This is a genomic window from Sulfuritalea sp., assembly GCF_031426875.1.
Lineage (GTDB): Bacteria > Pseudomonadota > Gammaproteobacteria > Burkholderiales > Rhodocyclaceae > Sulfuritalea.
The window spans coordinates 33572-48047 of the sequence record NZ_JASJPC010000024.1; the positions used below are offsets into that span (position 1 = coordinate 33572).

A 14476-nucleotide genomic window follows, 5' to 3' on the forward strand; every position below is an offset into this window, starting at 1 on the left:
GTGTGCAAAGACGATCGAAAGGAGATCGATGTCGCCCCCACGACCGGCCTCGCCAGCCAGGGAAACCTCAGATGCCGGTGTCGTTGGGGTTTGCCAGCAATTCCCTCAGCATGTTGCTCATGGGAATCTGCAGATTGACCTGGTTCGGCGGGATCGGCGACAGGAACCACTTGGCGTAGAGCTTTTCCACTTCGCCGCTTTTCATCATTGCCCGCAGGGTGTCATCCACCAGTTGCTTGAATTCCGGGTCGTCCTTGCGCAGGGCGAGGCCGTAGGGTTCGAAACCGAAGTTTTCCTCCAGCAACTTCAGCCTGGCTGCGTCCGGCGACATCGCCAGCAGGCCGGCCAGCAGTGCGTCGTCGAGCACGAAGGCATCGGCCTGGCGCGACAGCACCATGGACAGGGATTCCGGATGCGTCCTGGCGGACTTGGCGCGCACCGACGTATTGCGCGTGGCCATCACCGTCCTGACGACGCGCTCGGTGGTGGTTCCAGCCGTGGTCACCACCACCTTGCCGTTCAGGTCGATGATGCGCTCGATGCCGGTATCCCGGCGCGTCAGGGCCTTGACGCCGGACACGAAGCTGGTGAGGCCGAAGGCCACCGACTGCTGGCGTATCCTGGTATTGGTCGTCGAACCACATTCGAGATCGATGACCCCGGTCATCAGCATCAGCAGGCGCGAGGAACTGGTGACCGGCACCCGCACCACCTTCAGTGCCGGGTCGCCCAGCCGGGTCTTGACCGCCTCGACGATCCGGTCGCACAGATCCATCGAATAGCCGACCGCCTCGCCGCCCACCATGTAGGAAAACGGAATCGAGGCTTCGCGATGGCCGACGTAGATGGCGCCGTAATCGCGGATCTTTTCCAGGCTGGGCCGGGTCATGCCCTGCGCCAGCGCAACGGGCGCGGCAAGCAGCAGCGCCCACAGGCCGCACAGCAGTCGTCCCCAGGGTCTCATTGTTCCGCCTTTCGCCGACTGGCGACACTCGCCGCCAGCGGGCGCGCGGTTTCCTGCTGGATCAGCCATTGACCGCCCAGCCTGACCCACTTGAGCGCCTTGCGGGTTCTGTCGCTGTAGCTGTCGGAACGGTAGTGCTGCTCGAATTCGGCAATCGCGACGTCTTTTGCCACTTCCTTCAGCCGGAAATTGCTGATCTCGACCGCGACCTGAGCCGGCCGGGACAAGCGCTGTTGCCTTTGCTTTGCCCAACTGTCGCGGCTCGCTCCGTCGGCCGGGACGAATGTAGGTGCGTAGAAATCCGCATAGGCCGTATAGGCCTGGGCAGACCAGGCGGCAGCCCAGGCCTGTACCCGTTCGCCCAGCAGCTTGCGCTGCGCTTGCCCGGGCTGCGCGGGCGCAGTGCCGGGCAGCTTGTCGGCGACAGCCAGCGCCAGGGGCGGCATCTCCGGGGAGGACGGCGCGACTGCCGTCACGGCGCCGGGCGCGGACGGCGGCAAGACAGGCGGCGTCGGCAGTTTGACGGCAGCCGACACGGCCGGGGGACGCGGTGCCGGCGCAGGCGCCGCGGAAGGCGCAGGCGCTGGTGCCGGGGAACGCGGCGGCGCCGAGTTCGACGGGCCGGGCGATGAGGTCGCCGGGGCCGTATCGGCGGCCGCTGGGCGGGATGCCTCCATCAGGACCATCGCTCTTGCCGTGAGGGCTTCGAGATCGACCAGATAGCTGCCCGGCGCTTGCGGCGGACAGATCTCGGATTCGACGATGGTCGCCAGCTCATTGGGGTCCGGCTTGTCCTGCTCGTCGATCCGCTTCAAACCGAGAAATTCGAGCAGGCGCCCGATTCCCGCCTGGGTGCGCAGATAGGCCAGCGCCAGATCCATGTCGGCATTGACGGCGGTGCGGCGGGCGTTGAGCAGTTCGTTCTCGGTATCGAGCAAGTCGAGCAGCGAGCGCTGCCCGATATTGAACTGGGCCTTGTAGGCGTCCCGCGTCTTTTCGATCGAACTGACCTGCAGATCGAGGTTGGACAACTGGGCTTTCAGGCGCACCACGTCGTTGTAGGCGATCGACAGGGTCTGGCGCAGGTCGCGGCAGGATTTTTCGCGCAGGTCCAGGGCCAGGTTCTTGCGCTCGGCATAGATACGCTGGCGCGCCATGTCGGCGCCGCCATTGAACAGGTTGTAGCTGAGAATCACTTCGGCGACGTTGTTCTGGCGCGTTCCGGTCACGCCCTGGTAGTTGCCGATGTTCTCGTTGCGCATGCGCAGATCGAGCTTGGGGTGAAACGCGCTGCGGCGCAATTCGATATCGTGCTGCGCCGCTTCGACATTTTCCACCGCGGCGCGCAGCGCCGGATTCTGGCGGAAAGCCATGCGCAAGGCCTCCGGCTCGCTGACCGGGTAATCGGCGGCGAGGCCCGCCGGGCCGAACAGCACGGCCGGCGGCCGTTCGCCGACCATGCGCATGAAACGCGCCATCACGTCGTGCAGATTGGCCGCCTCGGTATTCAGGTTCAATTCGGCCAAGGCCAGGCGGCTCGCGGCGTGTTCCACATCGACCCGCCGCCCTGCTCCCGCCTGCGCGCGGCGCAGCAGTTGCTCATAGCTGGCGCGGTGTTCGATGTAGTTGTTCTCGGCCAGATACATCAGCAGGCGATAACGCATGACGTCGTAGTAGGCGCGCCCCGCTTCCAGCGCGGCGAGTTCCGCGGCATCGAGCAGTTCGAAATAGCGCGTCAGGCGCGCCTTGTCCAGACGCTTGACGTCGCTGGCCGTGGCGAAGCCGTCGTACAGCATCTGGTTCAGCGTCAGCGTATAGCCGTTGCGGCTGTATTCGCGATCGGCGGCACCCGGCTGGCGCAGCGTCTCCTTGCCCACCCCGGTGGTGTAGTCGAGCTTCGGATAGAAACCGGCGCGCGCCACATCGACGTCGCCGATGGCCGACTTGAAGGCATGCCACTTCGACAAAACCTCGGGATTGTTGAGCACGACCTTCTGCGCCACCTCCTGCAGGGTCATATGGGCGGTCGCCTGCGGGGCGGCCGCCTGCGCTGCGCCACCGCGCAGGAAGAGCAAAGCGATTCCCAACAGCAAGGCCTGCCGCGAAACTCCCATCCGGATGATCACAATCCAATTTTTTGATTGAAGACGTGCGATTATATTCATTGTCATGCATTTCGCCGCGCCAAGATCATAGCCTGCAAAACCGCCCATTTCCGCTTCGTGTCACGATTCCACTACGTCTGGCGCTGCCTGCTGCTGGCCCTGGCGGTCTCCGTAGTGCAAGCCTATGACTTCGACCGCCTGCAGCGGCTGCTCGGCGAGCGCTTCGGTCCGGCCCGGGTTGCGTTCCTGCGCGACTGGCAACAGACCCTGGCCGAAACCCGATCCCGCTCCATGCCGGAAAAGGACAAGCTGGTCAGGATCAACGATTTCATCAATCGCAACATCGGTTTCGAGGACGACCTGTCGATATGGAATCAGAGCGACTACTGGGCCACGCCGCTGGAAACCATCGGCCAGGGCCGCGGCGACTGCGAGGACTTTTCGATCATCAAGTACTACTCGCTCAAGGATGCCGGGGTGCCCGTGGCCAAGCTGCGCCTGGTCTACGTCAAGGCCAGGCTCGAAGGTCCCGCCGGTCCCTATCTGCAGGCGCACATGGTGCTGGCCTATTACCCGACGCCCAACGCCGAACCGCTGGTGCTGGACAACCTGGTGCCGGAGATCAGGCCGGCCTCGCAGCGCAAGGACCTGCAGCCGGTGTTCAGCTTCAACAGCGAGGCGATCTGGAGCGGCGTGGCCGGCAATGCCGCCAAGGGCGCCGGCGGCACCGGCCAGTTGTCGCGCTGGCAGGACTTGCTGCAAAGAGCCCGCGGCGAAGGATTCGATTGACCATGCAGAACACAGAAAGTTAAGGGGGAACCGTCATGTCGATGTATCGCCAACTATGGCTTGCCATCATCCTCAGCATGCTGCTGGCGCTGGCCGGCAGCCTGTTTGCCTCGCTGCTGTCGGCGCGCGCCTATCTGGAGCAGCAACTGAGCATCAAGAACGCCGACAATGCCTCGGCCCTGGCGCTTTCGCTGAGCCAGCAGAACCCGGACCCGGTGACGGTCGAACTGGCCGTTGCGGCGCTGTTCGACAGCGGCCATTACGAATCGATCCGCATCCACGACCCGCAGCGCAAGCTGATGATCGAACGCGTGGCGGCGGCCGGCGATGCGGGCGCGCCCGAGTGGTTCGTGCAGCGCCTGCCGATCGAGTCCACTCCCGGCGAGGCGCAGATCACCAGCGGCTGGACCCAGTTCGGCACGGTGACCCTGGTCAGCCACAGCCGCTTTGCCTACGAGGCGCTATGGACCAGCACCCGCGAAATGATCGCGGCGCTGGCGCTCGCCAGTTTCATCGGCGGCTATCTGGGCAGCCTGATCCTGCGCCGTTTGCGGCGGCCCCTGCAGGCGGTGATCGACCAGGCCACGGCGATCACCAATCGCCGTTTCATCACCATCCCGGAACCCGCCGTTCCCGAGCTGCGCCAGCTCGCCAGCGCCATGAACGCGACTGTGGCGAGGCTCAAGACGATGTTCGAGGAAGAGGCGGCGCGGCTGGAAACCGTGCGCCGCGAAGCGAATTTCGACCCCCTGACCGGCCTGATCAATCGCGAGTTCTTCATCTCCCAGCTGCGCTCGTCGCTGGAGGGGGAAGACTCCACCGGCGGCACCCTGTTCCTGATCCGCGTCGCCGATCTGGTGGGCCTCAACAAGCGGCTGGGGCGCGAGGCCACCGACGAGCTGTTGCGGCGCGTGGCCGAGAAAGTTGGCGCTGGCGCCACGGCGAATCCGGAGGCCCTGGCTGCGCGCATGAACGGCGCCGACTTCGCCCTGTTGTTGCCGGACCAGAAGGCCGGGCGTGAAGTCGCCGAGGCGCTGCTGCAAACGCTGATCGTTGCCATGGAAGCCTTCGTGGACGGCAGCGCTTCGGCCTATATCGGCATGGGTGTGTTCCGCCGCGGCACGGAGTTGCGCCTGCTGCTGTCGCAGGTCGATGCGGCCCTGATCGCCGCCGAGGCCGACGGCGTCAATGGCGTTCGTGAAGCGGCGATCGAGGCCGATGACGACGTGCCGCGCAGTGCCGACGAGTGGTCGCTGATCATCACGCGGGCGCTGCAGCGCGATTGGCTGCGCCTGGTCTCGTTTCCGGTCGTGGATATGCAGGGCCGCCTGCTGCACGACGAGTGCCCCTTGCGCCTGAAGCTCGATGCGGACGCGGAATGGCTGCCGGCCGGGCGCTTCCTGCCGGTTGCCGAGCGGCTCGGCCGCACGCCGGAACTCGATCTCGCCGCACTGGCCCTGGGGCTGGCGACGCTGGAGCAGCAACCGACATTGAGCGGCCTGGCGATCAACCTGTCCGCCAGCTCGATGGCGACCGCGGACTTCCGGCAACGGCTCGGCGTCCTGCTGCACAAGCATGACAAGGCCGCCGGCCGACTGTGGATCGAGGTTGCCGAAACCGGTGTGCTGAAACACGTCGATGCCTTCCGCAGCCTCTGCGCCCTGCTCCGCAGCCATCGCTGCCAGGTCGGCGTCGAGCACTTCGGACGACAGTTCAGCCAGATCGGACAGTTGCATGACCTGGGGCTGAATTACATCAAGGTCGATGCCAGCTTTACCCGGCGTCTCGACAGCAACCCGGGCAACCAGGCCTTCCTCAAGGGCGTCAGTTCCATCGCGCACAATATCGGCCTGCTGGTGATCGCCGAAGGCGTGGCCAGCGAAGCGGAATTCGCCGTGCTCGGTGCGGTAGGATTCGATGGTGCAACCGGCCCTGGGGTAAGGGTCGCCGACGGCAGACAGGGATCATGACCAAACCACCGCGACTCGAACAGTTCAGCGCCAGCTACGATTCGGGGCAGGACCGGATGTTGCTGCGCATCCGCAGCAACGACGATGCCGAATACCGCTTCTGGCTTACCCGCCGCTACCTCGCCCTGTTGTGGCCCATCCTGATGAAAATGGCCGACGACTTCAGCGCGCTGAAGACGAGCGATCCGCTGACGCGCAACACCCTGGCGGAACTGGCGCATGGCGAAGCCGTCGGCAAGGCCGATTTCGCCAGCCAGTACAAGGAAGGGTCGCTGTTTCCGCTGGGCGACGAACCCGTGCTGCTGGCCCGCATCACGGTCAAGCCCCTGCAGGGCAGCACCCAGACCCTGACGCTGTTGCCGCAGCAAGGCCAGGGCATTAACCTCGATCTCGACGAACGGCTGGTGCATGTGCTCGCCCGCCTGCTGCAGCAAGCCGCCGTCGTCGCGGAGTGGAACCTCAGCCTCGACGTGACGGCCGGCGCCGGGGCCATCAGCGAACCCCTGCAGTCAGCGCCGCGTCTGCTGCACTGAGCACTGAGCACCGAGCGCTGAGCGCCGTGTCGCCAGCGCCAACTCTTGCGGGTCGGCGCCGGCGTGTTCCTGGCGTCAGTCGGTGATCAGCTTGCCCTTGGTCAGCAAGTCCTGAATGATCTGCTGATCGGTGGCATTGCTGCCGACGAAGGCGTACAGATCGACATCCTGCAGGATCACCGTCTGGTCCTCGGCCGCCGGCGTATAGCCGCTGCCGAAGCCACCGCTGGAACTGATGTGCACCATGGTGTCGCTGCCGCTCTTCTCGAAGTGCAGGAAGCTGGCCAGGTTGCCGATGCCGGCGCCCTGGTTCTCGCCCGACAGCAGATCGCGCAGGTCCAGCACATCGCCGCCGGAAGGCGCCGCCGCGGCATCGAAGTCGGTGATCGTATCCACCGCCGGCGCCCCCTTGGCACCGGCGTCGGCCAGGGTCCATTCGAAGGTGTCGGATACCAGATCGCCCAGTCCGCCGGAGAGGGTGTCGTCGCCGGCGCCGCCGCTCAGGGTGTCGGCGCCGGTGCCGCCCGACAGGACATCGTCGCCTGCCCCGCCTTCGAGCCGATCGTCGCCGGCGTCGCCGTTGAGTATGTCGGCGCCGTCGTCGCCGCGCAGCACGTCGTTGTCGGCGCCGCCATGCAGCGTATCGGTTCCGGCGCCGCCGGCGAGGACGTCGCGGTCGGCGCCGCCGTACAGCAGGTCGTCGCCTTCGCCGCCGAGCAGGATGTCGTTGCCGAGAGCGCCATCCAGCACATCGTTGCCGCCGCCGCCCGAGACCTGGTCGTTGGCATCCGAGCCGGTGATGCTGTCGTTCACCGCGTCGGTGCCGGCATAACGGTTGGTGATCAGGCCGAGCGACAGGGTGGCGGTCGAGCTGTCGCCGTCGGTATCGGTCAGGGTGTATTGGATCTCCTCGATCGGAATCGCCGGCGCCGCCAGATCGACGGTGCTCGGCACGAACTCCATGGCCCGGATCGCCGCGCGTGGTGTGGCGTAGTAGGTATCGTCGCCGACCAAGGCGGTCACCCGGCCGATGTTGGCGTATTCCTGCGGCATGGTGAACCAGGTGGTCGCGTTGTTGATGCCGCCCACCGCCTTCTGCCCGATTTCCTGGCCGTCGATGTCGTAGAAGGTGAAGGTCATCGAAATCGCATAGCCGCTGGTGTCGGCGGTATACAACTGGAAGCGCATCTGCTCGACGCCGTGGGCATAAGTGGCCCGGTCGAAGTCGAACACCACGGTTTCGAGGTTGTCCATCAGAGTGTAGCTGTTGCCGGTGACGCCGACGCCGTTGGTGGCATTGAAGTTGACCGCCGCGGAGCCGATCACGGTGCTGTCGCGGGCCATGCCCTGCACCGTAATGCCGCTGCTCGCCGGGTCGGCAGTCAAGACCACCGTCGTCGGCGGGTTGGGATCGACGCCGGCGGTCTCGTTGTCGGTGATCGTCGCAATGCCGTAGGCATCGCCGAGGATGGCGCGGGCGGCGTTGCTGGTCTGCGTCAGTTGCACGTAGAAGGTCTCGGTGCCCTCGTATATCGCGTCATTCAGAATCGGCACCGTGAAGGTCTGCGGAGTCGCCCAGTTGGTCGTCGTGAAGTTGGCCGTGGTGCCGCTGCTCGCGGTGTAATCCGTCCCGCCCTGGGCCGAGCCGTCGGCCGTGGTCCAGGAAACCGTCACATTGTTGCCCGGTGACTTGGACAGGCTGATGCTGAAGCTGGCCGTGCCGGCCGCTTCGTCGATGGTGACGTCGCTGATGCTGGCCACTGCCGGGCTGGTCCCGCTAAACGAGTCGTCTTCGGTGATGACCGCGACGCCGGTGGAGGCGGTGTTGGAGGTGGTACCCGCCGTGCGCGTTGCCGTCAGCCGGAAATTCTCCACGGTGTTTTCCGTCGCGGCATCGTTGTCGATCACTGCAACCCTGGCCAGGATCGATGTCTGGCCGGCGGCGATGGTGGCCGAGGTGCCGGTGGTCCAGTTCGCCCCGCCGTTCGTGGAGTACTGGATTGTGTTCGAGTAGTCGGTTCCGGCGGTTGCCGTGTTGGTGCCGGTTCCCGACGACCCGGACAGCGACAGCGTGACAGTGGTAGCCGTGGCGCTGGCCGATGACAGGCTCACCGTGAATTGCGCGTAGCCGGCATTCTCTGCGACTGCCGGGTTCGATACCATCAGCACCGGCGCCACCACCGGCAGTTCGGTGGAAACGGCCGGCTGCGGAATATCGGCGCTCGGCGGCAGGTACTTGTAATAGCCGCCCTGGTCGAAGACCAGTTCGCTGCCGTTGCTGGCGTGGCTCCAGGTCAGCGTACCGCCGCTGATCGTGTAGCTGCCGCCGACCGCACTGCCGCTGCCGGGCGTGGTGAGGTCGAAGCTGGCGCCCTTGAACACGATGGAGGTGACGGTGGCGTCATCGCGGATCGAATCGACACCGCTGCCTTGCGGCGTGAAGGCCGTCAGGGTTCCGCCCAGCGATACGCCGCCGTCGGTGCCGATGCCGCTGATCACATTGCCTTCCATCAAGGTATCGAGACCACGCAGGGTATCGGTGTCGGCACGGGCGACCGGCTGGCCGTCGACGATCGAAACCGTCTGCACCGCCGAGGCAATATCGCCATCGGCGTCGCGGGCGACGAAGGTCATGTCGAAGCTGGTGCCCTCGATCGCGCCGAGCCCGGTGAAATAGGTGTAGTCGCCGGTGGTGAAATCGAACACCAGATCGCCGTAGGCGAAGCCCTTGGCGGCATCGAGCGCCAGCGTGCTGCCCGCCAGCGGGAAGCCCGCAAGCCAGGCCCCGGCGTCATGGCTGATCGAGCCGGATCCGGCAGGGTTGAAGGTGAAGGTGACCAGTTGTTCCGGCACAGAATCGGGATCGTTGCTGTCGAGCAGCAGGCTGATCGACTGGATGTAGCCGCCGTCGGCGCCGAAGCTCACGCCCTGGATGCCGCTGCCCGCCACCACGTTGCCGCCGTAGCCGGTCGGCACGGTAGCCAGCAGTTCTTCGTCGAGCTTGTTGATGTCCGGCACCAGGATGGCGGCGTCCTTGACGCCGTCGCCGTCGGCATCGACATTGTGGATGCCGTTGAGCGGTACCAGGTTGGTGATGCCGGTCCCGATGCCCACGGCGAACGACCGGACGCCGTTGCTGTTGACGTAGGTGTCGTAACCCGTCGCGCCAACCGGATCGACCGTGTTGCCGGAGGTGGGATTGCCGTCCGACATGAAATAGACGATTTCCTCGCCGCCCAGCGTGGTCGAATCGAGCGCGGTCTTGGTCAGGTTCAACGCCGCCTCGTAGTTGGTACCGCCGTTGGCAGTCAGGCTGTTGATGCCGGCGATCGCCGACTCCTTGGTGGTGTACCAGTTGCCGCCATTCAGCGTCGATGCCGTGGCCTCGAAGGCGACGATCTTGACCTCGACCTCGGGCGACTGGTTGAAATACTCCTCGACCAGGGCGATCAGCGAGGTTTTCGCCATTTCCATGCGCGTGGTGAGGGTGACCGTGCCATCCGCCGCTATCGAGCGCACGTCGTCCAGCATGCTGCCGGAGACGTCGACCGTCAGCACCAGCGAGAACTTCGGCACCACCGATTCGGAGACTTCGACCAGCTGATTGTTGACGATCGGCTTGTCGTCCTGAATCGTGACATGGAGTGTCGCGGAGGTGGCGACGTCGGTCGTGTAGGTGAAGTCCTGCAGGACTGCGGTGTCGGTACCGGAGCCCGGCGCGCCGTGTGTCGTGACGCCGTTCAGGGTGTAGCTGTAGGCGCCGGTCGCTGCGGTGACCGAAAGTATGCCGACTCCCGTATCGATGGTGATGACGCCGCCGGATGGCGTGTAATTGGTCGAGTTGTACACAATTCCGGTAATGCTCGAACCCAGTTCGCCGCCGGCCAGCAGGTTGCCGCTGGCCACGGCCGATCCGCCGCCCGTTCCCGACGCCAGCGCCGATTCATACACGGTGCCGAAATCGTCGGAGGCATCGACCACGTTCAATGTCACCGTCGCAGTTTCGGTCTGTCCGTCGCTGTCGGTGATCGTATAGACGAAGCTGTCGGACCCCACCCCCGTCGGCGTGTAGTCGTAGCCGGTAAGGACGCCGGAGGCATACACCGGCGTCAGGGTTCCGCTGGGCGAGGTAACGCCGGTGATGGCTGCCCCGTCGAACAAGGTGTCGTTGCCCAGCAGGGAGGCGATGCCGATGAAGGTCGTGGTGCCCGCCGCCACCGTGATGCTGTCGTCGTTGGCGACCGGCGTGCCGTCGGAAACCGGCGTGACGGTGATGCCGGCCGTTGCCGCGGGCGATGTCCCACCCTGATTGTCGGAGGCCGTGTAGGTGAAGCCGGTGCTGCCGTTCCAGTTGTCGAGCGGCTTGAAGTACAGCGTGACGGTCTCGCCCGTGGCGGCCAGCGTCGTTCCCGTGGGCGCCAGCAGGGTCAGCCCGGCATCGAGATACAGGGCGCCATTGACCGGCAGCGAGCTCAGCACGAAGCCGGTGACCGTGCCGTCGCTGTCAGTTCCGGTCAGGGTCACTGCGATGGCCGTATCCTCGGCGCCGCTGGCAGCGATGTTGTCGGCCACCGGCGGCGTATTCACGCCGACCATGTTGATGGTGGTGGTGGCGAGATTGCTGTCGCTCAGGCCATCGCTGACCTTGACCGTGACGGTCCGCGCGGTGAGATCCAGACTCGTGGTATCGAAGCTGACGGCCTTGATCGCGGTCTGGAAATCCGTGTAGAACGCCGGGCCGGTCAGCGTGACGACATTGCCGACGATCGAGGACGTGATCCCCGGCGGCAGACTGCCCACCGTGAGGAAATCGCCAGACTGGGCGTTGGTCAGCGTGATGGTTGCGCTCACGATGTTGGTGCTGTCGATGTCGGTGACGCTGACATCGGCATCCGCAATCGTGACCGGAGTGCCGGTGGCAGTGTCGAAATAGGTCAGGAAGCCACTGCCGCCGGCGGTGCTGTTGTTGGCATCCAGGTCCAGCACCGGCGCGGCCGCGATATTGACCGTCACCGTCGCCGTATTCGAGGTCAGTGTACCGTCGGTCGCCGTGTAGGTGAAGTCTGCAATGCCGTTGTAACCAGGATTGGGCGTGAAGGTCACCGTGCCGTCGCCATTCAATACCGCCGTGCCGCCCGTTCCGCTGGTGACGCTGGCGATGGTCAGCAGGCTGCCCTCGGGATCGCTGTCGTTGCCCAGCAGTTGTGCCGCGGTATAGGTCGCCGGCGTGCCCTGAACGGTAGCCACAGTGTCGTTGTTGGCGACCGGCGCGTCGTTGACGGGCGCGACATTGACCGTGACGGTGGCCGTGTTGGAAGTCAGGCTGCCATCGGTCACCGTGTAGGTGAAGTCTGCCGTGCCGTTGAAGTTGGCGTTGGGCGTGAAGGTCACGGTACCGTCGCCGTTCAGCACCGCCGTGCCGCCGCTGCCGCTGGTGACGCTGGCGATGGTCAGCGTGTCTAGATCGACGTCCGTATCGTTGCCCAGCAACTGGGCTGCCGTGTAGGTCACCGGCGTGTCTTCCGTGGCAACCAGCGTGTCGTCGTTGGCTACCGGCGCATCGTTGGTGCCGGTGACGGTGATGGTCAGCGTGGTGCTGTTGGACACGGCACCGTTGGGGTCCGTCACGGTGTAGCTGAATACGTCGTTGGCGGTGACGCCGGTAGCCAGCGCGTCGGCCGCTGTCTGATCGGCGACGTAGCTGTAGCTGCCGTCGGCATTCAGCGTCAGCGTGCCGTAGCTGCCGGTCACCGTGGTGCCAACGCCAACTCCCTGGGCCACCCCGCCGATCCCGGCAGTAACGCCGCTGACCACCAGCGATGCCGTCGTGTTGTCGGCATCGGTGTCGGTGCCCACGCCCTGGATCACGCCATTGACGGTGTTCACGGTCAGTGTGGCGTCCTCATCGACCGCACCCGTGTCAGCCACTGCCGTCGGTGAGGCGTTGGTGCCGCTGGTGCTGATGGTCAGGCTGGCCGCCGAGGTCGAACCGTCGGCGTCGGTCAGGGTGTAGGTGAACACCTGGTCCGGCACTTCGGGAATTGCGTTGAGGCCGTTCAGGCGGTAAGTCGCGCCGGTGCTAGTGAATACGATGTGCTGGAACGAACTTGCGGTGGTGATGGTTGCGGCTGCAATGTTCGTTCCGTTGCCGGCAATCGTTCCCGTGCCAACATAGTTGCCTGAACTGTCGTAGGCATACCAGGTCGCTGTTTCGCCCGTCGCCAGATCGGTCAGGGTGACGGTGGCGGACTTGCTCGACAGATTCAGGTCGACCACCAACGCCTCGGCGTTTTCGATCCGGTTGGTGTTGCTGGTACCGGCAGCGGTCTCTACTCCGAGTCCATCGTTGTTCGTGCCGGCGTTGTCACGGAAGCGCACCTTGCCTACCGCCGTGGCATCGAGTGTCGCCGTATTGAGACCGTTGGCCGCGACTCCGCCGACATAGGGGTTGCTGCCGTCGAAGCCGAACAAGTCGACACCGGCGGCATTCCAGCCGGCAACATTGGTCGTGGCCGCCACCACCAGATTGGGCGTGGTGTCCTCGTAGCTGTATTCGCCCGTAAGCTGGTTCAGCGTCAGCGTGCCGCTGGCTGTGACTATCGTCCTGACGTCGCCGACCAGCGTATTGGAAATTTCCGTCCCGCCGAAGACGACGTTGCTGATCGCCACGCTGTCGGCGCCGAGCGTATCCGCCCCGCCGCCGGCGCCCGTGATCACATTGCCGTAGGTCGTCGCGCTGTGCCCTACATCGTCGGTATCCGCAACTGCCGTCGGCGCCGAGTCGGTGATATCCAGATTCACGGTGACCCAGCCCGAACTCAGGCTGCCGTCCGATGCCTTGTAGACGAAGCTGTCCTGAACGGCGGTCGGGTTGTTCATCTGCGCCGGCGCCGTATAGGTGAAGCTGCCGTCGGTATTCATCACCACGGTGCCGCCCAGAAGCGTCGTGACCGCATTGCTGCCATTGACCAGGCTTGCCGGCGATGCACCATCTGTAGCGAACTGGAATGCCGTAAGCGGGCTGCTCTCCACATCGGTATCGTTGCTCAGCACATTGCCCAGCACCGTGGCCACGCCTTCAGTTGCGGAATAGCTATCTGCGTTTGCCACCGGCGCGTCATTCACGGCATTCACCGTCACATTCACCGTCGTCGTCTCGGTCACCCCGGCCGGACTGGTCACCGTGTAGGTGAAGCTGTCGCTGCCGTTGTAGTTCGGATTCGGCGTGTAGGTCACCGCACCGGCCGCGGTGAAGCTCACCGTGCCGTTGCTGCCCTGGGTGACGCTGGTCAGCACCGGCGCGCCTTCGAAGCTGTCCGCGCTGGCACCGTTGGTGCCCGTGATCACGTTGGCCACGATGGCCGTGTCTTCATTGGTGGTCAGACTGTCAGCCACTATGTCGGCGACTGCGGTTACCGTTATCGCCACCGTATCGGTGTCGCTGAGGGTTCCATCGCTGGTAGTCACAGTCAGGGTCGCCGAACCGTTGTAGTCGGCGGCGGGCGCATAGGACAAGCCGTTCAGCGCGCCGTTGATTGCTGCCGCAGTACCGCTGATCGTGACGGTCCCCGTCCCATTGTTGGTAATCGTGGCGCCTGCAAAAGCGACCGCCGTGAGGGTGCCATTTCCAATGTCGACCGTCGTGGTGAGCGTCCCGCCATCCACGTCCGCGACTGTGACTGCGTTGCCGTTGGCATCGCTGAACACCTTGGCAGTATCTTCTGCAACAATCTGCGCGACGGGAACGGTGTTGACGGGAGGATTGTCGCTGGAATCAATCGTCGTCATGACGCTGCTCGCCAGCGGATTTGCCACCAATGATTCAAGGCCGCCACCGCTCATTCCCGCGATGCTGATCGTAAAGGTCTCCGCTCCTTCGGCCAGGGCATCGTCGATAGTATCGATATCGAAGCTTGCCGATGTGCTGCCCCCTGGAATCGTCACGGTGGTTACACCCGTGAAGTCGCTGCCGTCTGTCGCCGTGCCGCTGTAGCTGAGAGTCACGGTTACGTCGCTGAGCGGTGTGTTGCTCAATGCCAACTCATAACCGATCGCCGTTGCGCCTTCGGTCACGCTCGCCGCCGAGGCGGTCAGGGTCACGATGGTGGCATCGGC

Annotated in this window: 6 protein-coding genes; 3 read left to right on the forward strand and 3 right to left on the reverse strand. The window is 64.9% G+C overall.

Annotated elements, in window-relative coordinates:
• Window positions 1–67: 67 nt before the first annotated feature.
• The gene (locus RMO95_RS11415) at window positions 68–964 is read right to left on the reverse strand and encodes an amino acid ABC transporter substrate-binding protein (protein WP_310450758.1); all 897 of its coding nucleotides are present in this window, start codon (window positions 962–964) and stop codon (window positions 68–70) included.
• Window positions 961–2982, reverse strand: coding sequence for a TolC family outer membrane protein (locus RMO95_RS11420; protein ID WP_310450759.1), 2022 nt, complete (start codon window positions 2980–2982; stop codon window positions 961–963). Before RMO95_RS11420 ends, RMO95_RS11415 begins: the two co-directional genes overlap by 4 nt.
• A 204-nt stretch (window positions 2983–3186) precedes the next feature.
• On the opposite strand from RMO95_RS11420, the gene RMO95_RS11425 reads away from it, so the two are divergent.
• Genes RMO95_RS11425 through RMO95_RS11435 form a run of 3 tightly spaced genes read left to right on the forward strand, consistent with a single transcriptional unit; the run spans window position 3187 to window position 6361 of the window.
• Window positions 3187–3858 (forward strand): transglutaminase-like cysteine peptidase, encoded by a 672-nt coding sequence (locus tag RMO95_RS11425; protein ID WP_310450760.1) that lies wholly within the window; start codon window positions 3187–3189, stop codon window positions 3856–3858.
• Between the two features lie 35 nt (window positions 3859–3893).
• Entirely contained in the window at window positions 3894–5828 is a 1935-nt protein-coding gene (locus tag RMO95_RS11430) for an EAL domain-containing protein (protein WP_310450761.1), read from the forward strand.
• Complete coding sequence (locus RMO95_RS11435) at window positions 5825–6361, forward strand: hypothetical protein (protein WP_310450762.1); 537 nt, start codon at window positions 5825–5827, stop codon at window positions 6359–6361. The genes RMO95_RS11430 and RMO95_RS11435 overlap by 4 nt, the downstream gene beginning before the upstream one ends.
• Before the next feature lie 75 nt (window positions 6362–6436).
• Here the strand turns inward: RMO95_RS11435 and RMO95_RS11440 are convergent, their stop codons facing one another.
• Window positions 6437–14461 (reverse strand): tandem-95 repeat protein, encoded by an 8025-nt coding sequence (locus tag RMO95_RS11440; protein ID WP_409574945.1) that lies wholly within the window; start codon window positions 14459–14461, stop codon window positions 6437–6439.
• Window positions 14462–14476 lie beyond the last annotated feature (15 nt).